Source organism: Spongiibacter pelagi (assembly GCF_014705705.1).
Classification (GTDB): domain Bacteria; phylum Pseudomonadota; class Gammaproteobacteria; order Pseudomonadales; family Spongiibacteraceae; genus Spongiibacter; species Spongiibacter pelagi.
Genome location: NZ_JACXLD010000002.1, coordinates 1 through 21,883 on the forward strand (window position 1 = coordinate 1; position 21,883 = coordinate 21,883).

Here is a 21,883-nt window from a genome sequence, read left to right on the forward strand (position 1 = left end):
GAGTGGCTCTGGATGTACAACAATGAACGGCCCAACTCGGCGATAGGAGGCATACCTCCAAGACAACTGCTAAAAGCAGCTTAAATTCTACGAATAGCTGTTGCGGTAAATGGGGGGATTACACCATCAGTACCGTTGGTGCCATTAGTACCGTTAGTACCATTGGTGCCGTTAGTACCATCGATACCGTTAACACCATCTTTCCCGTCATCACCACCACAGGCGGTCAGCAGTGCAACCGCTGCAGTAATGGAGACTGCGAGTAATTTTTTACGAAAAGACATCATCTCAGACATTTTATGGATTCCATGGAATAACTACGGGAGTGCCATAAGCTATAGATGATTTATGAATAATTAATATCGATTTGGTTATGATTATGTTGCAGATTTTTGAAGGCAATCAGACCGTGAATCAAGTCCACGATCTGATTGATATAAGGGGGCTTAATGCGACCAGTCGAGACGAATATCCCATCCGTAGAAGCGAAATTTCTGCCCAAGAGGGGCGATAGATTGGTCAATATCCGTGTATACGTTTAGTGCCGGAGTCCAGGTGGCATCTCTTCCGTAGATGAAGCTTTGATGACGGACGATGTGGGTATAAGCCTTATTTAACTTTAAGGCGCGCTCGCGAGAGGGCTTGAGTAATTCGTATACATCGGCCTGTTTTACGGCCTCTTCATTGACGGTGTGGTCTTCGTTATACCAACGCGCAAGCATTTCGTCGTTTTCTCTAAACTCATTGCCGCCGCCATTACGTTTGAGGTAGTTAAGAATTTCTCCGCCTTCTTCGTTAAGGTTTTTGGCGTCAGGCATACCTTTTAGATTGATGTAACCCCAGCCGGATTCGCCAGTGACTTTTCTGCCAAAGGCAAAGGTTTGGTCGACTGTGGTGCCGATGGCGGCATGACAGCCCATGCAAAATAAATTTTCTTCATAACTTTGTGGACGCAATGCACCTTCTTGATCTTCTATGAAGCCCTGCACTAACCAGCCCATGCCGTTATCAATACCGCGATCGCCTAAATTGACATAGTTAGGAATTTCGCCAAGGAACTTTTCTTTACGCTCACGGGCGTAACGATTACGAAATTCCTGCTTGCTCATGGTTCTTATTTTTTTCATGTAACGCAGTTCTTTCATGCGCTTGGGAATAAAGATGTCGCCTTGGATATTGCTGCCAACATAGCGAACCGAGTGCATGAACTCTGTGCCCAATGGATATTGTTGTTCGATAACGGCTATCTCGCTGGCATCGCCGAGATAGTAGCTACGCTTGATCATTGTGCTGACATTTTCAGATAGTTGGCCATCGCCATTTAAGTCAACATCTAAGGCGGTTTCGTTAGTTTTCGGGATAGATATTTCCGGTAGATCTTTGATGCTCATTTCCAATAGCGACAAGTTCAGAAAATACATATTTCGATCAACGTTGCCTTGGCGCTCTCTGAATTCTTTGGGAAGTCGAATAATGACGTCATCGGTTGAGCCATTTGTTGGCCAGAAAGTACCGGGGAAGGGTTTGTAGTTAAATGCTATCCAATAGCTACCGTCTTTCGCGAAGCCTTGCTCGTCAAATGCGGCTGCCGAATCAGCAAAGTTATCTAAATCTGGCGTAAAGCCCTGCCATCCCGTCTGAGCCAGTCTTTCGGTGAGTTGCGAGTAGTTATCTTGGCTAATATAAGCATCAATAGTGGCGTCACTGACGCTATCAATCCATTGTGTTCTATCTACAAAGAGATTTTTCCAGTGATTAGTCTCGCCGACATCTGAAAACATATAGTCACCTTGCAGGCCACCATCATCTAATAGATTTTGACGGTAGGCGTTTTCAGTTCGGTCGTAGACTTGGTGGCAGGTGTAGCAAGGGTTGTGTTGTCCCTCGGTCTTGGTATAGCACTGGGGAGGAATCGGACCTTCAAGGTTTGTTGTGATCTCATTCGATACGACAACTACATTTTCGAGTTTGGGTTCTGGCAATTGCCCAGGAGTTGATGAAGACATTCGCGATGAATTGTCGCAGGCACTCAGTGTTAAGGCGGCGACAATAGAGAAGCAGGCAGGAAGAAGGCGAATGTGTTGGCTCATAGATCACTCGAACGAATTTATTGATAATACGAATTAAGCCCGGAACAATATCATTGATATGTTGCAGGTTTTTTTCATAGTGATATTCATTCGCAGTGAAAGGATTGCGAGAAAATTACCTTTTGGTCGGACCTCTATCGAGCCATCGATAACGGTAGATGTTAACCTCCCGAAATTTTTACCGTGTAGCTTTTGCCTTCAAGCAAGGGTTTTAACGCTTGCCGAACATCACCCTGAAACTCCAGCTCGCCGTCTTTAATGGCGCCACCGGTGCTGAGTTTTTGCTTAAGTTCTTTGGCGAGTTTTTTTAATTCTTCGCCGGTTAGGGGCAGGCCGCTAACAATCGTTACGCCTTTGCCTTTTCGGCCTTTGGTTTCTCTACGAATACGGACGATGCCGTCACTATTATTGAGGCGCTGTTGCTCGGCAATTTCTTTGCAACGGCAGGCGTCGATGGCTTGATGGCATTCGGGGCAAAGTTGGCCGCGGTCGGTGGAGTAGACGAGTCGGGACATAATAAATTCGGATTTGTGTTAGAAAAGATGAAGCGCGAAAAAGTTAAAAGCACTGAGTTGCGCGATATCACTGAGTTGCAGGATATAATAGGTGTCGCGCCCTTATTAATCGAGCTTTGATCTGTAATGAATGACACTCAACAACAACTGGATGAATTACAAAGCCAGTTCGCCTTTCAGGAAGACTTGTTGCAAGCCTTGAATGAGCGAGTGGTGTCGCAAGATCGCGAGATACAGGTTTTACAACAGCAATTAAAGGCGTTGCGCGAGCTGTGTTTGCAGTTGGCCGATGCGGTAGAAAAACCTGCAGGTGAGGGCGGCTCACTATTAGATGAGCGCCCACCACATTATTGATTGCTTTATTTCACTACCGTAACGTTTTCTGCTTGCGGACCTTTCTCGCCATCAGTCAGCTCAAAGGCAACGCGCTGGCCTTGTTGTAATCCTCGGCGTCCCTTCTCGGCAATTGAACGGAAGTGTACAAACACTTCGGTGCCATCATCGGCGGAAATAAATCCGTAGCCTTTACTGACGTTAAACCATTTAACACTGCCTTGGGTTTTGCTGCTCTTTTGCGGCAGGGCATTTTTAAGGCCTTGGCTGAGCGTAGCTAATTTTGGGCCAAGAATGAGTGCAATGACGCTGCAGAGAAATAGAATGGCGGCACTGACTGCGGTAACAGGTAGGTTGAGCAGTGCGAAAACAAGGCTGCCTAGCAGAGTGATGACGCATGCAGCTAAAAGAAAGACAACAACAAACATAGAAATAACCGTAACAACAAATAAAACAAATGTTGCTCGCGTTGATTTCTAAATCGGGAGCAACATCAAGAACAGGCCATAAGCCATATGGGCCGCAAGTATACCATTGCGGGTATATGATTTCGCGTTGTGGAGTGCGTTTGAGGCTTAGACTTTGAGCACGTCTTCGGCTTGCAGTCCTTTGGGGCCATCGACCAAATTGAATTCTACCGCTTGGCCCTCATCAAGGGTGCGGTAGCCGTCGCCACGAATAGAGCGGAAGTGAACGAAGACATCGTCACCTTCGTTTCGGGTGATAAACCCAAATCCCTTGGCATTATTAAACCATTTAACAGTCCCGGTTATACGGTCACTCATTGCATTGGCCTCTAGCAGGTAAAGCGTGAACAGAAAACGAGTTAGGTGTTTGGATCGAACTACAGGGGATAAAAATAGGAAGCAGTGCAGGAGACTGCTGGAAAGAATCGGGGCTGTTGAGTCTGAAAGAAAACATCTTGCAGTAGGCGTGGGCAACGCTGTCTAAGCCGAAATCGCTTCCTACTATAACCCGTAGACATTTCCTGTCTACGGATTTTGTACAAAAAATAGCACCTTCTCGCGCAAATGAGATTGCGCGGAGGTGTTGTGCAGGTGTTTTGAGGGCCTTAGAGCGACTCGATGTGCTGATATTGCTGCTGAAGGGTGTCGCGGGCACTTTCCATACTGGCCAGCTTTTGCTTTTCTTTTTCAACCACATCGGCGGGCGCTTTATCGACAAAACCGGCGTTACCGAGTTTGCCAGCAAGGCGCTGAATTTCTTTATCTAGCTTCTGTAGTTCTTTAGTCAAGCGGGCCAGTTCAGCTTCTTTATCGACCAGACCTGCCATGGGCACTAGTACTTCCATTTCACCCACAAGTTGGGTGATGGAGGCTGGCGCTTCAGTGCCTTCTGCCAGCACTTCAATGCTGTCTAGTTTGGCGAGCTTGAGCAGGAAGGGCTTGGTGGCTTCAAGGCGTTGTTGGTCGAGGGCTGAACTGTTTTTCAACATCACATTCAGGGCTTTGCTCGGCGGTACATTCACTTCGCCGCGAATATTACGCACGGCAACAATGACGGCTTTCAGCCATTCGGCGTCGGCAATGGCTTGTTCATCCAGCTTTTCACCTTCTGGCTGCGGATAGCGCTGCAGCATAATACTGGCGCTGGCGTCGCTAGCAATGACCCCAGCAATAGGCGCAACCCGCTGCCAAATTTCTTCGGTGATAAAGGGCATGAACGGATGGGCCAGCCGCAGTGTGGCTTCCAATACTTTTATCAGCGTGCGGCGGGTGCCGCGCTTGGCCTCTGGGCTGGCGTTGTCATCCCAAAGTACAGGCTTGGAGAGTTCCAAATACCAGTCGCAGTATTCGTTCCAGATGAATTCGTAAATAGCTTGCGAAGCGTGGTCTAGGCGGTATGCCTGCATCGCATCGGCAACCTGCTGCTCGGTTTGTTGCAGACGGGCGATAATCCAGCGATCAGCCAAACTTAAATCTACCGGCTCGCCGTTAATGCCGCAGTCTTCGCCCTCTGTGTTCATCATTACATAGCGGGCCGCATTCCAGATTTTGTTGCAGAAGTTGCGGTAGCCCTCTAGGCGTTTCATGTCCCAGTTAATATCGCGGCCGGTAGAGGCTAGCGAATACAGGGTGAAGCGCAGGGCGTCGGTGCCGTGGGCGCCGATGCCTTCTGGGAAGGATTTGCGAGTCGCTCTGGCAATTTTTTCAGCCAGTTGTGGCTGCATCATATTGCCGGTTCGTTTTTCCAGCAGGCTTTCCAGATCAATGCCGTCAATCATATCCAGTGGGTCGAGCACATTGCCCTTGGACTTGGACATTTTCTGGCCTTGTTCATCGCGGATCAGGCCGGTGACATAAACGGTTTTAAAGGGAACTTGGTCGCTGCCGTCTTCATTCTTCATAAAGTGCATGGTCATCATGATCATGCGCGCTACCCAGAAGAAAATAATATCGAAGCCGGTCACCAGGACATCGGTAGGGTGGAAGGTTTTCAGGCGCTCGGTCTGTTCTGGCCAACCCAAGGTGCCGAAGGTCCACAGTGCAGAGCTGAACCAGGTGTCGAGTACGTCTTCGTCTTGGTGTAGCTCAATATCTGCCGCCAGATTGTATTTGCTGCGGGCGTCTTCTTCGTTGCGGGCAACATAGATATTGCCTTCGGCATCGTACCAAGCTGGCACGCGGTGGCCCCACCAAAGTTGGCGAGAGATACACCAATCTTGAATGTCGCGCATCCAACTGAAATACATGTTTTCGTATTGCTTGGGTACAAATTGAATGCGGCCGTCTTCTACCGCTTCAATGGCGGGCTTAGCCAGTTTCTGGGTAGCGACAAACCATTGGTCAGTGAGCAGCGGCTCAATAATCAGGCCCGAGCGGTCACCACGCGGTACTTTCAAGGCGTGATCGTCGACTTTTTCCAACAGCCCGGCACTGTCTAGGTCGGCAACAATGGCTTTACGGGCATCGCTGCGATCCAAGCCGGCGTAGGCGCTGGGCAAGCTGGCATCGATGTCGGAATTGGCCGTGCTATCGCTATTAAACACCTCGGCGGTGTCGCGAATGGCAGCGTCGATGGTCATGATATTGATCATCGGCAGCTTGTGGCGCTGGCCGACCGCATAGTCATTAAAGTCGTGAGCCGGGGTGATTTTTACGCAGCCGGTGCCGAATTCACGGTCGACGTAATCATCGGCCACAATGGGAATACGGCGGTTCACCAAGGGCAGGGTGATAAATTTGCCAATCAATGATTGGTAGCGCTCATCGGCGGGGTTCACGGCAACAGCGGTATCGCCCAGCATGGTTTCCGGGCGTGTGGTGGCGACAACTAAATAGTCTTTGCCTTCGCTAGTAGTAGCACCGTCTGCCAGTGGATAGCGGAAGTGCCACATAAAGCCTTTTTCGTCTTTGTTTTCGACTTCAAGATCGGAAATGGCGGTGTGCAGTTTGGGGTCCCAGTTCACCAGGCGCTTGCCCCGGTAAATAAGGCCGTCATCGTAAAGGCGAACAAACACTTCCTGAACTGCTTTATAGAAGCCTTCATCCATGGTGAAGCGTTCGTGATTCCAGTCGACTGATGCGCCCAAACGGCGCAGTTGGCGGGTAATGGTGCCGCCAGACTCTTCTTTCCATTCCCAGATTTTGTCGACAAATGCTTCACGGCCGAGATCGTGGCGGGTTTTGTTTTCTTCTGCGGCCAGTTTGCGCTCTACCACCATTTGCGTGGCGATACCGGCGTGGTCAGTGCCCACTTGCCAAAGGGTGTTGCTGCCCTTCATGCGTTGGTAGCGGGTGAGGGCGTCCATGATCGCGTCTTGGAAGGCATGGCCCATATGCAGACTGCCGGTGACATTCGGTGGCGGAATCATAATGCTGTAGCTGGGGCCATTACCGCTGGGAGAAAAATAGCCGCTGGCTTCCCAGTTTTGGTACCACTTGGTTTCGATGTCGCTGGGCTGGTAGGTCTTGTCCATACTGTCTCTGGGTCGGTCAAATACAAAAAGCGATCAGTGCCACCTCGCGATTACTTATGCAATGGCGGAGATAGCCTGAATAAACTGGGCTGAAAAGGGCGCTAAGTATACTGATTTTTGCCGTATTGAGGCAAAAGGAAAGGGGCAACTTGTCCCTATGATTTGCTGTTGAGATAGCGGGGCACGAGTTCAATAAGCTTTTGCTTGAGCTGCGCCTCTAGCGTGGGCATTAACTCGTTCATTAATTCCTGAATAAGCTGGTCGAGCTGTTCTTCATTTCGCTCATTAAGGCTATTGCTGGTCTCAGGGGTGAAGTCGAGTACGGCGCCTTTATCTAGCGTGTCTTCATTGATGGAAGAATCAGCCGCTGAGGTTTTCTGGCCGGAGCCGCTTTCAATAATATCGTCCAATACCGGAATCGATTCAGGATTGATACTGGGCGAGGCATGCAGTGCTTGCTGTAAATCTTCTAGCTCGTTGAGCAAGGGTTTGTCGGTGGCAGAATTATCTCGGCTGGCGGAGAAGTTTTTGTCACTGTCTTGATCGTGTTTTCGGCCAAATAATTTACTGAGCATGGGTAATTCCTGTGTGCCCTTTTAGGCGGCGACGTCGTGTTTATGCAAGGGATAGCCGCGTTGCTGATAGGCACTGTAACGCTGACGTGATGCGTTTAACCACTCAGGCTGCTGAAAAACAATCTCGCTCAAGCGCTTAAAACGACTGAATTGGGGCGGAGTTTCCCGACAGAGGTTGACCAGTACATCGCAGTGCTCGCCCAGTTGGTTTGCCGTGCCAATGCAAATAGTATCTGTGGTTTTCCCAGCCTCACTCGCAAGTGAGTGAGGCAGAAAGCTGTCTGGGCGAAAGGTCCACAGCAAGTCGTTTACCGCTTGGCAGCTCGCGTCATCTTCACAACAGATAAAGACCTGATGGCCGTGCTGCCACGCTTTTTGCACCAAGCGACAGCAGTAGAGCCAGGCGGTATGTTGCTCAGCGGAGGACAGAATATAAAAGTCGATCCGAGTCATAGGTGCTTAAGCGGTTTTGCTAATCAGGTATTCGCAGAGCAAGCCAACAGGGCGACCGGTAGCGCCTTTGGCATGACTGGTCCACGCGGTGCCGGCAATGTCGAGGTGAGCCCAGCGTTGATCCTTGGCAAAACGCGACAGGAAGCACGCTGCAGTGACACTGCCGCCGGCTGGGCCGCCAACATTACAGATATCCGCATAACTGGTGTCGAGCTGCTGCTGGTAATCGTTCCACAGTGGCATTTGCCAGGCGCGGTCCCAGCTGCGTACACCCGCCGCCAGTAATTCTTGAGCAAAGTCATCCTGATTGCTGTACAGGCCGCTGGCGTGATTGCCGAGGGCGACAACACAGGCACCGGTCAGGGTGGCAATATCAATAATAGAGGCGGGTTTGAATTTGGCAGCGTAGGTCAGTGCATCGCAAAGTACCAAGCGGCCTTCGGCATCGGTATTTACAACCTCGATGGTTTGGCCAGACATGCTGGTTACCACATCGCCGGGCTTGGTGGCTTTGCCGCTGGGCATATTCTCGGCGGCGGCCACGATGCCAACTACGTTGATCGGCAGCGCCATTTCAACTACGGCGTTCATGGTGCCGAGCACACTGGCCGCACCGCACATATCGAATTTCATTTCTTCCATCTTGCCGCTGGGCTTGATGCTGATGCCGCCGGTGTCGAAGGTAATCCCCTTGCCAACTAAAACGTGAGGTGCGGTATTTTTAGCGCCGCCTTTGTATTCCATCACGATCAGACGCGCAGGTTGTTCGGTGCCGGCAGTAACCGAGAGCAGGGCGCCCATGCCCAGTTCCAGCATTTTCTTCTCGTCGAGAACGCTGACACTCAATTGGGGTGATTTACGGCCCAGCTTTTTGGCTTCTTTGGCCAGAAAATCAGGGTTACAGATATTTGCGGGCAGGTTGCCGAGCTGACGCGCAGTGGTAATACCCAGTGCAATGGCTTGTCCGCGCGCGACCGCTTGCTGATTGGCGGCACTATTGGCGGCTTGTAATGTGACGGATTTTAAAGAGCTGGCGGGTTTGGGCTTGCTCAATGTGGTGGTATAGCGATATTGGCCGACCTCAAGCACCTTGGCGGCACGTTGCAGCATATCGGCATTTGAGAGGCCTTCAACCTTGAGCGACTCAGACAACAGGCTCATGGATTTGCTATTGCTCTTGCTCGCGCAGTCGGCGCTGGCGGCCAGCAAGCTATCGAACTCGGCAATACTGAGCGCTTTTTCGGCATCGCCAATTCCCAGTAGCAATACGCGCTTAGCTTTAAGGCCCTGCACCTCTGGGAGGTAAAGACTTTCTTTGGCCTTGCCGGTAAATTCCTTGCGGCTGATCAAACGGGAGATCGTGCCACCAATGGCGGTATCCAGTGCTTGTAATTCGGCGTTTAGAGGGCCTTCTGCAAGGCAAACGGCGAGTAGGTCGGTGGTCAGAGCGGCGGCATTCTTGGCTGGCTTCAGAGAAATCTGCATAGGGTCCTCAATGGGGCTGTACGCGTTATTGGTCTTTAATCATTTATTGGGCTTGCACGGTATTGCTGGGCCAATAAAAATATTTTGGTTAACAGCGCCTAGTGTAGAACGTATCATCCACGCGTGGAACTGCTGCTCTGTGGCAGTAGCAAGAAAAGGTATACAGGGAGTCCCTGCTTGATTTTATTTCGCTATCTTGCCGCCGAGGTGTTGAAGTCGGTTGTGGCGGTGACCATCGCCTTGCTGGCAATCATCATGAGCGGCCGCTTTGTGAAGTTTCTTGCCCAAGCGGCATCGGGTGATTTTGCCCCGGAAGTGCTGTTCATTATTATGCTTTACCGCCTGCCCAGCTTCTTGGAGGTGGTACTGCCTCTCGGTTTATTCATCAGTATTCTGCTGTCCTACGGTCGTCTCTATGTTGATAGCGAGATGACGGTGATGAATGCCTGTGGCATGAGCCGTCGCAGAATGTTGCTCTATACCCAAATCCCCGCATTTTTTATCGCCTTGATTGTGGCTTATATCAGCATGGTGGTGACCCCGGATGGCATTCGCGCTTCGCGGGAAAAGCTGGCAGATAGCCGGGCAGAAATTGGCGTAGAAGCAACGGTGGAAGGCCGTTTCCGGCTCGACAAATCCAGTGGCCGAGTGACCTATATCGAATCTGTCGACCGCAATACTCAGTCGATGAAGGCGGTGTTTGTTGCTCAGCCAGAGCCTGTGCAGGAAAACGGCCGCAGCTTGGTGTCGATAATCACTGCTCAGAATGGTGTGTTTCAGGTGGATGAAGAGCACGGTGAAAAGCGCCTGATTCTGGAAAAAGGCGTGCGCTATGTTGGCCAGCCGGGCTATATGGATTACCAGCGCACCCGCTTTGATGGCTTGAGTCAGCTATTTTTACAGCCGGAAATAAAAACCTATCGCCAAGAACTGGATGGCAAGCCTACCTCGGAGCTGTGGGGCTCTGATCGACTGGAAGATATTGCTGTGTTGCAGTGGCGTATTTCTCTGAGCTTGTTAGTGCCCGTTGCCGCGCTTATTGCTATGTCGCTGAGCAAGACCGATCACCGACGCGGCCGTTACGGCAAAATGTTTCCCGCATTTATGCTGTATATGATTTACCTTGTTGCCTTGAACGCTAGCCGAGATGCGATTGCCAAGGGCGATTGGCCGCCGATGCCGGGCATGTGGGCAATCCATTTTGCTTTTTTCTCGCTGGGGATTTTGTTGCTTTACCGCGACAGTATTTATCGGCATTGGTGGTTAGCATGGAGGCGTCGCCGTGGTTAAGCTGAATCGGTATATCGGACGCACTGTCACCGCCGCGATTATTTTGGTACTGCTGGTGATTGTGGGCATTGATCTGCTTTCGCAATTGATTGATGAATTGAAAGAAATCCGGGGCGACTACGATTTTGTCGCGGTACTGAAATACGTGCTGATGGTGGCGCCCGGTAGTTTTTATCAATACCTGCCTTTTGCGGCTCTGGTGGGTTGCTTGGCGGGTTTAGGTAATCTCGCCAGTAGCAGTGAACTGGTGGTGATGCGGGCGGCGGGTATCTCAACCTTTCGCCTGATCTTGGCGGTGATTCGGCCAACGATTATTTTGACCTTATTGGGCTTGTTGGTAGCGGAATATGTGGCGCCGGTAAGCCAGCAGATTGCCGAGAGCCAGCGCGGTGTGGCCTTACAAAAATCAGCCAATATCCACAGTCAGTACGGTATGTGGCACCGGGAAGGCAATGAGTTTATGCACTTCAATGCGGTGCAGCCCAACGGCGTGTTGTACGGGGTAAGTGTTTATCGCTTTGATGAAAACCGCGAACTCACCGCCAATACCTTTGCCGAGCGCGCCAGTTACCAAGAGGGTTACTGGCTGATGGAAGAGGTGAGCGCGGTTGAGTTTGCAGAAACCGAGGCGACTAAAAAGCGCTATTCCGAGCTGCGTTGGGATACGGAATTATCGCCTGAGCTGTTAAATATCTTGGTGCTTGATCCAGAGGATTTGTCGATTAGTGGCTTGTGGCGCTACGCCAACTATCTGGATAAGCAGGGTTTGAATGCCGGGGATTACCAACTGGCGTTCTGGAATAAAATCCTGCAGCCGCTGATGATTCTGGGCATGGTGATGGTGGCGATTTCGTTTATCTTTGGGCCGCTCCGCCAAGTCACCATGGGCTTTAGGGTGTTTATCGGGGTGATGGTCGGTATTATCTTTCGCACCTTGCAGGATATTCTCGGTCCGTCCAGCCTGGTGTATGGCTTTGATCCCGTTTACGCCAGCGTAATTCCAATTGTGGTGTGCTTCGCTATTGGCGTTGTGCTACTAGCTAAAAAAACTTAAGCCCAGTTTATCTGGGCTTTTTATCTTCTTTCGGTAAGACGATCACCTTGGTACCCGAGGCGCGGTCGTGCCAGCTACGATTTTCTTTATCAAGCCAGATCCACCAATAGCCCATGCCGAATAAGAGTAGGGATGGCAGCCCTACCAGCAGCCGAACCAGCGCCTGTTTGGCGTTGGGTAGATTGCCATGTTGGTTAACCAGCTTTAGCTTCCAAGCCTGCATACCTAAGGTTTGCCCGCTCTTTAGCCAGAATGCCAAATAAAAGCCGGCAATCACCGCCAGTAGATAAAAACGATACAGCCAGCCACCCAAAGGCGAGTTGAGTTCGTGAACAACCGTATTGGTTTCCGGGCTAGCGCCCAGATTGCCAGCGTTGAGAATCAGCGTGGGAATCAGGCTGGCGATAAACAGCAGGGCAAAGATCAAAAACGAGTCATACACCATGGCGGCGAGTCGCCGCCAGACACCGGCATTAGGAAAATCAGACATTATCGGTTTGCTACAGATTAGAAAAAACGCGATTGTAGCAAACTCGCGAGTTGAGGCGAGCTTGGCGGTGGGCGTTTAGAATTCTACATTCATACCCAGGGTGAGAGAGCTGCTGCGAACGTGAACATCGTAGTCCAGTTTGTACTTTTTGTAGTCTGAATTTAGCGACAGTTTGCCTTCTTCATCAGGCAAAAAGCTCTTAGCTGACTTGCTGCGCTGATACATCATTTTGTACAGGGCTTTGGCGCCAATTTTAAGTAGGGCTTTTTCAGCTTGTTTACCGGTTTTATCTTGGCTCTGATTCATCCACAGGCGGTTGAAGCGCGCTTGGGTTTCGGGGTGAGCAATAAAAGTACCGGTCTCAATGTCTTGCTCCACAATGAAGTTAACACTGGGTTTGTAGCCGGGGCGATAATCCGCTGGCAGAGTGATTTCACCCTGATCGCGATGCCAGAGTGATTCGGCATGTGCGGCCAAGCTGGAGAATAGCAAACTGCAGGCGAGTAATACTTTGCTGAGCAGGTATTTGCCTTGCAGGTATTTGCTAATCAACAGTGCGCTGGTAATCTTCGGTCGTTTCATCGTTCCAAACCTCTATGGTTTCGGCTGAACTTGACTGAGATCTAGATTAATTTGGCCCTGTTTCAGAATGTATACGGGTAACTACGCCGAACACAGGTACAACTACATTACCGGGCGTATTTGACGACATTGTGAATAAATTGAGTCATAGTGGTTAAACTGAATAAAAAACAACAGCTTAAGGTTGGAAATGAGATATGCGGATACTGCTGATAGAAGACGATAACAGCGTTGCCGACTACATAATCAAGGGCCTGAAAGAGAGCGGATATCAGGTGGAACACGCGGCAGACGGGAAGTCTGGGCTTGTCAAGGCGACGACAGAGGAATTTGACGCGCTGATCGTAGACCGAATGTTGCCAAATGTGGACGGGCTCACAATTATTCAAACCCTGCGCGCCTCCAATAACAATACTCCGGCCCTGATTTTGAGTGCCCTCGGTGAAGTGGACGACCGGGTGAAGGGCTTAAAAGCTGGCGGCGATGATTACCTGACCAAACCTTTTGCCTTTGCCGAGTTATTGGCGCGTATTGAAGTGGTGTTGCGACGTCAGGAAACTGGCTCGGCGGTTACTCGCTTGAAAGTGGCTGATCTGGAAATGGATTTGCTGGCACACAAGGTGACTCGAGGTGGCGTGGTATTCAATTTGCAGCCGCGAGAATACAAGCTGCTGGAGTATTTAATGCGCCACGCGGGCCAAGTGGTGACCCGTACCATGCTGCTGGAAAATGTCTGGGATTATCATTTCGACCCGCAGACCAATGTGATCGACGTGCATATTAGCCGCTTGCGGCAGAAAATCGATAAAGGCTTTGATCAGCCATTGTTGAATACAGTGCGTGGCGCGGGGTATATGCTGGATGTTCCTCAGTAAGATTTTTACCAGTTTTACCTTCCGCTTTCTGGTTGGTTACGTTGCCTGGCTGAGTGTCAGCGTTTTTATGGTGCTCGGCGTTATTTACGCCTTTATCGCCTATGACTCCTTTTCCGATGTTCACCGCTCGGTGAATCAGGAGTTGGATGAACTCAGTGCCGCCTATCTTTCTGGTGGCGTCGAGTCTGCGGATACCTTTATTCGAGAGCACAGCGGCCCCGAACGCTTAATTCGTTTCTTCTACTTTATTGGTGACGAAAACCGGCAGCGTATTACCGGTAGCCTTGAACAGTGGCCTGCGACAGAAACCTATCGCGATGGTTGGTTGGGCTTTGATCTGCAAGATGCGCTCAGCACCATTAAAGACCCGGTAAATACCGAGTTTATTGCCCGTATCAAAACCTTGCCTAGCGGCGAACAGGTTCTAGTGGCCCGGCATTACGCCGATATTCTAACCAGCACTAAACTGGTTGCCGGTGCGCTTATCCAAAGTATGGTGGTCACCATTATTCTGGGCACCTTGGGTGGCGCGGTTGCGACGGCTCTCAGTCTGCGACAAATTGAGCGCATTAATAAAACCGTTAGGCATATCATGTCTGGCGATTTTTCCGAGCGCATTGACGGCAAGGGCAGTCGCGGTGATTTGCGGCAGTTGTCCATCAATATCAACCAGATGCTAGACCGCATTGAGGTATTGATGAATGGCGTCCGGCAAGTCTCGGATAATATTGCCCACGATCTTAGAACGCCGCTAACGCGTCTTAGAAATCGCTTGTCGGAACTCTATAATGAAACCGCCTGCCCCGATGCTCAGGGTGAAGTTGCCGCCTTGATTGAAGAAGCGGATGGCTTGTTGGGCACCTTCAGCGCGTTGCTGCGTATTACACAGGTTGAGTCCGGTAACCGTCGCTCAGGCTTTGCGGATATTGATCTGTGTACGCTGGTTTCTGATGTTATTGAGCTGTACGAGCCGCTTGCCCAAGATAAAGACCAACAGCTAGAAACCGGCATGGCGAAGGTCGGGGCCTTTCACGGTGATCGCAACCTGTTGTTTCAGGCCGTGGCCAACTTGGTAGACAACGCCATTAAATACACCCCCGAGGGTGGGCGAGTCTTTGTCGGGCTGTCGGTAGAGCCCGCCGCTTTTAAAATCAGCGTTGCGGATAGCGGTGTTGGTATTCCAGCAGGGGATAAGGAAAAAGTCTTTCAGCGCTTCTTTCGGGTGGAAAGTAGCCGAGGCAAGCAGCCCGGTAATGGTCTGGGTTTGAGCTTGGTTCAGGCGGTTGTTCGCCTGCATGAAGGTGAGATCAGCTTAGAAGACAATCATCCCGGTTTACGAGTGGTGATTCGCCTGCCGCGAGATACCACACCCGTGGTTTAAGTGATTAAACCAAGCCGAGAAAGCTGGTGTCGGGTGCTGTTGCAGAGGTTGGCTTTTGGTATTTCTCTTCCAGCATTTTTGCGCCCTTATCGGCAATGCTGAAACTGCCGCTGAAGCGTTCCACGTTCACCGCTGAACGATCATCGTAGTTATCTTGCATATCGGCACCGGCCGCAGAAAGACTCAAATGGTCGGTAGCCGGAGCGGGCCGGTCTATCGTCTTTGGTGTTTCCAGAATGCTGCCAGCTTGGGCCAAGCTCAGGGCTGAGGTGTCGACTTCGCGATGGGTAACGCCGCGACGCTCATTTTCACGCAGCACCGGGCTACCAATCGGTTCTAACGACAAGGCCGCTAGCGGCGCTTGAGCGGCGTGTTCGGCAATGGCATTTTGGGGGGTGTTTTCCGGCTCTTTGGGTGCTGAAATGGGCTTGCTGGATGCCACAATAGCAGTGACTTCATCCAGACAGGGAATGGCTTCGGTGATGACACCAATCCGATCAAAAGCGGTTTGAAATTTATTCAGTTCGTCGGGGCTTAAATTTTTACGAATCCGGGTAGGGCGGCCGTTGAGCAGTTTTTCAACCTCTGCCACTGGGCGTTTAAACAATTTTGCCAGTTGCTGTAAAGCGGTTTCACGCGCGTATCCCGCCGCCAATTGGCCGGTGATAAACAGATCAAAGCTTTCATTGTTCATGCTATTGGCACCTCCCTCGGCCATTTTGCAGTATCCTTTGCGTTCCCGCCTTTGAATATACTTTTAGCCTAGCGAGATAAGCCGAGTTTTACCATTTGATTAAAAGCCAGCAATTACCGTATCAGCTCCGTGGCGCTGGTGTTACTATGCCACACGAAAATTGTGACCTAATCTTATAAAATACGTATAAATACAATGGATTTGGACGTTGTCCCCACAAAATTTGCCCGCTCGTTGTTAAACCTCGTTGTTGAACGGGGTTATGACCACAACGGGATTTTACGTGAGGCCAATATCGCCTTTAATCCGATGAATCCGCGCTCGACGGGTTATCAAAACAATATTTCCGCAATCCAGTATACCCGCCTGTATCAGCAAGTCATGAGCTTGTTACAGGATCAGGCTTTTGGCTTGATGTTTGGCGAAGGGGTGACCCCCGGCGCATTTCGCATGCTTTGTTACTGTTTATTGAGCTGCGAAAATCTCGAAAAAGCCATTAAGCGCGGCTGCGAATTCTTCCGCACTTTTTACGATGCCGATACCCACCTCTATCTCGATACCCGCCGCGATAATGCCATTGTTGGCTATAGCAGTGTTAAAAAAGGCTTTGCCGGTGATACCGTCGAAACCGAAGATCTTTACAAACTCTCGGTTTGGCACCGTTATTTCTGTTGGTTAATTGGCAGCAATATTTTGCTGAAAGAGGTGCGCTTTGCGGGACAGGCGCCAGCCAGCAAAATCAAAGTCGAAAAATATCAGCAGATGTTTGGATGCCCGGTGTATTACGGCCAACTGCGGGATGAATTTGTATTCGATACCCGCTATTTGAAATACCCCCTAGTGCAAAATGAGCAGGGTCTAAAAGACTTTTTGCGTACGGCACCTTATCCGCTGATGGTGATGCCCAATAGTCGCCGAGATGGTTCGCTGGTTAACCGAGTGCGGGCCATGATTGGTCACGATTTCTCCAAGGGCTTCCCCAGCTTTGAAAAGATCACCGATGCGTTGAATATGTCGGCACCCACTCTGCGGCGCAGACTCAAAAAAGAAGGTACGACCTTTCAACAGCTTAAAGACGAATGTCGACGCGATGCGGCAATGGCGTATTTGAGTAATTCTGAATTGTCCATCAATGCGGTTGCCGCATTGATGGGCTTTACCGATCCTTCGGCGTTTCACCGCTGCTTCAAAAAATGGACCGGAAAAACCCCCGGTGAATTTCGCAGCACCGAACGCGAGCCCACTTAATTCACGTTTTTTCGCGACTGTCTGATATACCCCCCCCCATAAAAACTGTCCAGCGAGATGACTGTATATGTCATTGCCGGACAAGCCTCTGACCGCAATCCTAGTGGCCTTTTAAATTTCCAACTTTTCAATTTTGTGCTGAAACAGAGATGTGACTATGGCCGAGGCATTTATTTTTGATGCAATTCGCACCCCGCGTGGCAAAGGCAAGCCAGGCGGCGCGCTGTATGAAGTTAAACCCATTGATCTGGTAACCAATCTATTGGAGGCCATGAAGGCGCGCCACGATCTGGATACCTCTCAAGTTGAAGACTTGATTCTGGCCTGCGGCGAGCCGGTTAAAGAGCAGGGCCAGAATATCGCCAAGGCGGCGCTGGTTTATTCGAGCTGGGATGATGTCACTACCGGTGCGCAGCTCCATCGTTTCTGCGCCGGTGGCTTGGATGCGGTAAATATGGCGGCGGCAAAAGTGGCCGCCGGTTTTGAAGATTTAGTGGCCGCAGGCGGTGTGGAATCCATGTCGCGCTTGGGTATTGGTGCCAGTGGCGGCGCTACCGGCGATCCCTGGGTACAGATGAAAAGTTATTTTATCTCTCAGGGTTTGGGCGCCGATATTATCGCGACTCAAGATGGCATTAGCCGTGAACAGGTAGATGCCTACGCGCTAATGTCTCAGCAGCGCGCGACAGCGGCAAGAGAATCCGGTTATTTCAAATCGCTGGTGCCGGTTAGCGATATGAATGGCGTAACCGTGCTGGATCACGATGAATTTATTCGCCCAGACACTACGCTTGAAGGTTTGGCAAAACTGAAACCGGCTTTCCAAATGTTTAACGATTTTGGTCACGGCGCGGTCGCTCGGCTGAAATACCCTGATCTGGAAGAGATTAATTGCGTCCACACTCCCGGTAACTCCTCCGGCATTGTTGATGGCGCTGGTCTGGTATTGATCGGTAGCGAGCAGGCGGGAAGAGATCAAAACCTGACCCCCAGAGCGCGTATTGTGAGCTGTGCGCTAACCGGCACCGAACCGACCATCATGTTGAATGGCCCTGCTCCGGCCACTCTCAAAGCGCTGAAAAAGGCCGGCTTAACGGTGGATGACATCGACCTGTTTGAACTGAATGAAGCCTTTGCCTCGGTGGTACTTCGTTACCAGCGCATTCTGGGTATTCCCGATGAAAAAATCAATGTGAACGGTGGCGCTATTGCCATGGGGCATCCCATCGGTGCGACTGGCGCGATGATTCTCGGCACGCTGTTGGATGAGCTTGAGCGCCGCAATTTAAAACGCGGTCTGGTCAGCCTGTGTGCCGGGGGTGGTATTGGTATTGCCACCATTATTGAACGGCTTTGAAGGCGGGATGCCGTCAACGACACACTGAAAAACAAGGGTTAAAAAATGGGATATATCCGATTAGAACAAGATGCCGACGGTATTGTAGAACTGATTTTTGATCAGCCCGGTAAAACCGTAAATACCATGGGATTGGAATACGATCAGGCCATGCGCGAAGCGGTGGCCGAATTACAGGCTAAGGTTGCGGCTGGTGGTGTCACCGGTATTTATTTGCGCAGCGGCAAGCCCGGCCAATTTTTCGCCGGCGGCGATATTAAAGAAATGCTGGAGATGGATTTAAATCCACCGGCTGAGAAAAAAACTGAAATGTTTAACGGCGTAATGGCAACCAAAGCGCCCTTGCGAATTTTGGAAACCTTGGGTGTGCCGGTCGCCGTGGGAATGAACGGGCCTTCGCTGGGTGGTGGTTTTGAAATCGCGCTGGCCTGTCATTATCGGGTTGCCATCAACGGTATTCAGATGGGCTTGCCGGAAGCGATGATCGGCTTGATGCCGGGCGCCGGTGGCGTAGTGCGGATGACCTATCTGTTGGGTATGCAAGAAGCGATTGGTTTAATCAGCCAGGGTCGTCGGCTCAGTGCCGAAAAGGCGCAAGAAAAAGGCCTTGTTCATAAACTGGTTGCCGATGAAGCCAGTATGCATGTGGCTGCTAAAAATTGGATTAAAGCCAATGCCGGAATCGAAGGCGGAGTACAGCAGCCTTGGGATAAAGCAGATTATCAAATGCCTGGCGGCGGCCCAGATGATGCCGCCAACCAAGGTTTAACCTTTTTTGGCCCAGCCAATGTGATGGGTCAAACCAAGAATTTAATGCCTGCACAGAACGCCATTTTTGCTTGCGTGGTGGACTGCGCGCGGGTGGATTTTGATACCGCCCAAAAAATCGAGGGCCGTTACTTCCTCAGCCTGCTGCTGGATCAAGTGGCGCGCAATATGATGACCGCCTTCTTTGTGCAGATGGAAGCCTTGAACAAAGGTGCAAGTCGCCCGCAGGGTATTGAAAAGTTTGCCTGTAAAAAACTGGGTATTCTCGGTGCCGGGCAGATGGGGGCAGGTATTGCCACCATTGCCGCGCAAAAAGGCATCGAGGTCGTGCTTAAAGACATTAGCCAAGAAAATGCCGATCGTGGCCTTGCCTATGCCGCGGCGTTTTACGACAAAGGCATCAGCAAGGGCAAAATGAGCGAGGCTGATAAAGCTACTTGTTTGGCCCGTATAAAACCTACTGCTCTAGCAGCAGATCTTGCTGATTGTGAACTGGTGATTGAAGCGGTATTTGAAGATCGCAAAATCAAAGCCTTGGTTACAAAAGAGGCAGAGGAAGTGTTGGCTAGCGATGCCGTGTTCGCGTCAAACACCTCAGCGCTGCCGATTACTGAATTGGCCGAGGCCAGTTGCCGAGCAGAAAATTTTATCGGTATGCACTTCTTTTCACCGGCGGAAAAAATGCCCTTGGTAGAAATTATCCGCGGCGCTAAAACCAGCGATAACACCTTGGCCAAGGCCTTTGATTTAGCCCAGCAACTGGGTAAAACGCCGATTGTAGTCAACGACGCACCGGGCTTTTTTACCACGCGGGTCATTGCTACCACGGTTACCCAAGGCGCCAGTATGCTTGAGGAAGGCATTAATCCTGTGCTGATTGAATCGGCCGCCAGAGATAATGGATCACCCGTTGGGCCGTTGGCGGCAATTGATGAGATTAGCCAAGAGACCGCCTATAAAAATGGTCAACAAGCTCGAGCAGACGCAGAAGCGCAGGGCAAAGCCTGGGAAGACAATGCCGCCTCTCGCGTGTTGGAGCGTATGGTCAATGAATTTGGTCGGCGCGGAAAAATTCACGGGGGTGGTTACTATGCCTATCCCGAAGGCGGCAAAAAACAGATGTGGCCGGGCCTGAAGTCTGCCTTTGCACCGAATGGCTACACCGAGATTCCCTATGAGGATATTAAAGACCGCTTGGTGTTTTGCCAGTCCCTAGAAGCCGTTCGCGCAATGGAAGAAGGCGTTATCAATAATGTCGGCGATGGCAATATCGGCTCCATTATGGGTATTGGTTTCCCGGCGCAAACCGGTGGTGCTTTCCAAGCGATTAATGCCTATGGTGTAAAAGCCTTTGTCGAGCGTGCCCGTGAACTTGAGCAGCGTTACGGCGAAGTGTTTAAAGTGCCAGCGCTGCTATTGGACTACGCTGAGACCGATAGGCAATTTGCCTGATATTGTGAGCGCGCCCGTATTCAGGGCGCGTAAACTCTAAAATTGCTGTGATATAGTCAGCCTATTCTAGAAAAGATAAGGCTATGCCGGGCGTATCATGGCAGTTGTCCCTCCTAAAGATTCCGTCATTGCCTGCTTTCAGCCGGTGATTGATAGCTTTCGCCTTGCGGTCGCTGGTCATGAAGTACTGGGTCGCGAGCGCCTAGAGTCTGGTGAGCTCAAATCCCTCGGGCCGCTATTTGGTGGCTGTGAAGACGGTGAAGCCCTGCGCCAGCTAGATCGGCATATTCGCTACCAAGCCCTGCAGCAGTTCCTTGCTGCCGGCCAACCCGGTTATCTCGCTATTAATGTCACTCCGGCGTGGATGCTCGATTTCAAAAAAGACGATCCCATTCCCACCATTGAAATGGTGCGTGAGCTGGGTGTTGATCCCCGAAAAATTGTTGTGGAGTTTGTTGAAAGCGCTGGCGAAAACGCCAATATGCAGTATTTGATTCAGCGCTACCGCGAAGTGGGAATGCGCATTGCTATAGATGATTTTGGCAGCGGCCAATCCCATATTGATCGTCTGCTGGCCTTAGAGCCGGACATTATCAAATTGGATATGGACCTGTTTCAACGTGCAGCGCGGGGCGGTTTGCCGGCTAAAGTGGTGTTGGGTATTTCCGATATTGCCCGGCGCAGCGGCAGTACCCTGTTGTGTGAAGGCGTGGAAACCGAAGAGGCTCTTCAGTTTGCCCTCGATTGCGGTGCGCGTTATTTGCAGGGATTTTTCTTTAGTCAGGCAGCGCCGACTTTGGCGAGCAATGATTTGGCGGAAAATTGTTTAAAAGACGTTTTGCCAAGATATTTGAATTCTAAGAAAGCGCATTACCAGTCTCGCCAAAAATATAACGACATTCTGCTGGCGTACTTTCAGCAATTGCAGACCCTTTTGAGTAAGTCGGAGTCGCATTCAGGTATTAACCACAATATTAGCCCCGAGCTGTTACCTGAGCCGCCTGCGGGTTTTATCCGGTTTTTTATCTGCGCCGATAATGGCAATCAAATCTCGCCTAATTTTGAGTTCACGCCAGCACAAGGTTGGCAATCAAATCCTGAAAACCTCGGCTGTAATTGGGCCTCGCGGCCGTATTTTTATTCCTTGTTGGCGGGGTGCGATCGCGGCCCCATCACCTCGACGCCTTATCACGATGTCGATTCAGCGGTGAGCTGCGTAACGTTTGGTTGTCGATTAGATGAATCGCGCTTGCTGTTTATGGATAAGGTGCTTTGGGAAAGCTGATACCGCTAAAACCGCC

At 50.7% G+C, this 21,883-nt stretch carries 21 protein-coding genes; 9 read left to right on the forward strand and 12 right to left on the reverse strand.

Features of this window, described 5'->3' with window-relative positions:
- Nucleotides 1–80: 80 nt before the first annotated feature.
- The 3 genes from IB286_RS04010 to IB286_RS04020 all read right to left on the reverse strand — a co-directional run bounded on the left by IB286_RS04010 (nt 81) and on the right by IB286_RS04020 (nt 2,605).
- The gene (locus tag IB286_RS04010) at nt 81–296 is read right to left on the reverse strand and encodes a hypothetical protein (protein WP_190763642.1); all 216 of its coding nucleotides are present in this window, start codon (nt 294–296) and stop codon (nt 81–83) included.
- Nucleotides 297–446: 150 nt separating this feature from the next.
- Nucleotides 447–2,090, reverse strand: a complete 1,644-nt coding sequence (locus IB286_RS04015) for a hypothetical protein (RefSeq protein ID WP_190762760.1) — start codon at nt 2,088–2,090, stop codon at nt 447–449.
- A 161-nt stretch (nt 2,091–2,251) separates the two neighbouring features.
- Entirely contained in the window at nt 2,252–2,605 is a 354-nt protein-coding gene (locus IB286_RS04020) for an SUI1 family translation initiation factor (protein WP_190762762.1), read from the reverse strand.
- 126 nt (nt 2,606–2,731) lie between these two features.
- On the opposite strand from IB286_RS04020, the gene IB286_RS04025 reads away from it, so the two are divergent.
- On the forward strand, nt 2,732–2,959 hold the full coding sequence (locus IB286_RS04025; RefSeq protein ID WP_190762764.1) for a SlyX family protein: 228 nt from the start codon (nt 2,732–2,734) through the stop codon (nt 2,957–2,959).
- A gap of 5 nt (nt 2,960–2,964) precedes the next feature.
- Here IB286_RS04025 and IB286_RS15390 read toward each other — a convergent pair whose 3' ends face one another.
- From IB286_RS15390 to IB286_RS04055, 6 genes are all read right to left on the reverse strand, one after another.
- On the reverse strand, nt 2,965–3,186 hold the full coding sequence (locus IB286_RS15390) for a cold-shock protein (RefSeq protein WP_223826143.1): 222 nt from the start codon (nt 3,184–3,186) through the stop codon (nt 2,965–2,967).
- Between the two features lie 327 nt (nt 3,187–3,513).
- Nucleotides 3,514–3,723, reverse strand: a complete 210-nt coding sequence (locus IB286_RS04035) for a cold-shock protein (RefSeq protein ID WP_190762768.1) — start codon at nt 3,721–3,723, stop codon at nt 3,514–3,516.
- Between the two features lie 287 nt (nt 3,724–4,010).
- On the reverse strand, nt 4,011–6,878 hold the full coding sequence (locus tag IB286_RS04040) for a valine--tRNA ligase (RefSeq protein ID WP_190762770.1): 2,868 nt from the start codon (nt 6,876–6,878) through the stop codon (nt 4,011–4,013).
- Between the two features lie 155 nt (nt 6,879–7,033).
- Nucleotides 7,034–7,453, reverse strand: a complete 420-nt coding sequence (locus tag IB286_RS04045) for a hypothetical protein (RefSeq protein ID WP_190762772.1) — start codon at nt 7,451–7,453, stop codon at nt 7,034–7,036.
- A 21-nt stretch (nt 7,454–7,474) separates the two neighbouring features.
- Nucleotides 7,475–7,906, reverse strand: a complete 432-nt coding sequence (locus IB286_RS04050; RefSeq protein WP_190762774.1) for a DNA polymerase III subunit chi — start codon at nt 7,904–7,906, stop codon at nt 7,475–7,477.
- Between the two features lie 6 nt (nt 7,907–7,912).
- Entirely contained in the window at nt 7,913–9,391 is a 1,479-nt protein-coding gene (locus IB286_RS04055; protein WP_190762776.1) for a leucyl aminopeptidase, read from the reverse strand.
- A 177-nt stretch (nt 9,392–9,568) separates the two neighbouring features.
- Between IB286_RS04055 and lptF the strand changes: the two genes are divergently transcribed.
- Together lptF and lptG are read left to right on the forward strand one after the other, a co-directional pair.
- Nucleotides 9,569–10,681 (forward strand): LPS export ABC transporter permease LptF, encoded by a 1,113-nt coding sequence (gene lptF / locus IB286_RS04060; protein ID WP_190762778.1) that lies wholly within the window; start codon nt 9,569–9,571, stop codon nt 10,679–10,681.
- The gene (gene lptG / locus IB286_RS04065; RefSeq protein ID WP_190762780.1) at nt 10,674–11,735 is read left to right on the forward strand and encodes an LPS export ABC transporter permease LptG; all 1,062 of its coding nucleotides are present in this window, start codon (nt 10,674–10,676) and stop codon (nt 11,733–11,735) included. The genes lptF and lptG overlap by 8 nt, the downstream gene beginning before the upstream one ends.
- A 7-nt stretch (nt 11,736–11,742) precedes the next feature.
- On the opposite strand, the gene IB286_RS04070 is transcribed toward lptG, so the two are convergent.
- Nucleotides 11,743–12,225, reverse strand: coding sequence for an RDD family protein (locus IB286_RS04070; RefSeq protein ID WP_190762782.1), 483 nt, complete (start codon nt 12,223–12,225; stop codon nt 11,743–11,745).
- 75 nt (nt 12,226–12,300) lie between these two features.
- Nucleotides 12,301–12,807 (reverse strand): hypothetical protein, encoded by a 507-nt coding sequence (locus tag IB286_RS04075; RefSeq protein ID WP_190762784.1) that lies wholly within the window; start codon nt 12,805–12,807, stop codon nt 12,301–12,303.
- Between the two features lie 197 nt (nt 12,808–13,004).
- On the opposite strand from IB286_RS04075, the gene IB286_RS04080 reads away from it, so the two are divergent.
- Together IB286_RS04080 and IB286_RS04085 are read left to right on the forward strand one after the other, a co-directional pair.
- Nucleotides 13,005–13,682, forward strand: coding sequence for a response regulator transcription factor (locus IB286_RS04080; protein WP_190762786.1), 678 nt, complete (start codon nt 13,005–13,007; stop codon nt 13,680–13,682).
- The gene (locus IB286_RS04085) at nt 13,669–15,063 is read left to right on the forward strand and encodes a sensor histidine kinase (protein WP_190762788.1); all 1,395 of its coding nucleotides are present in this window, start codon (nt 13,669–13,671) and stop codon (nt 15,061–15,063) included. The genes IB286_RS04080 and IB286_RS04085 overlap by 14 nt, the downstream gene beginning before the upstream one ends.
- 4 nt (nt 15,064–15,067) lie before the next feature.
- Here the strand turns inward: IB286_RS04085 and IB286_RS04090 are convergent, their stop codons facing one another.
- A complete protein-coding gene (locus IB286_RS04090) occupies nt 15,068–15,781 on the reverse strand; it encodes a hypothetical protein (protein ID WP_190762789.1) in 714 nt (237 codons plus the stop codon).
- 171 nt (nt 15,782–15,952) lie between these two features.
- Between IB286_RS04090 and IB286_RS04095 the strand changes: the two genes are divergently transcribed.
- The 4 genes from IB286_RS04095 to IB286_RS04110 all read left to right on the forward strand — a co-directional run bounded on the left by IB286_RS04095 (nt 15,953) and on the right by IB286_RS04110 (nt 21,867).
- A complete protein-coding gene (locus IB286_RS04095; RefSeq protein ID WP_190762791.1) occupies nt 15,953–17,005 on the forward strand; it encodes an AraC family transcriptional regulator in 1,053 nt (350 codons plus the stop codon).
- A gap of 157 nt (nt 17,006–17,162) precedes the next feature.
- Nucleotides 17,163–18,362, forward strand: coding sequence for an acetyl-CoA C-acetyltransferase (locus IB286_RS04100; RefSeq protein ID WP_190762793.1), 1,200 nt, complete (start codon nt 17,163–17,165; stop codon nt 18,360–18,362).
- A 45-nt stretch (nt 18,363–18,407) separates the two neighbouring features.
- Nucleotides 18,408–20,582, forward strand: a complete 2,175-nt coding sequence (locus tag IB286_RS04105; protein ID WP_190762795.1) for a 3-hydroxyacyl-CoA dehydrogenase NAD-binding domain-containing protein — start codon at nt 18,408–18,410, stop codon at nt 20,580–20,582.
- 97 nt (nt 20,583–20,679) lie between these two features.
- On the forward strand, nt 20,680–21,867 hold the full coding sequence (locus IB286_RS04110; protein WP_190762797.1) for an EAL domain-containing protein: 1,188 nt from the start codon (nt 20,680–20,682) through the stop codon (nt 21,865–21,867).
- Nucleotides 21,868–21,883 lie beyond the last annotated feature (16 nt).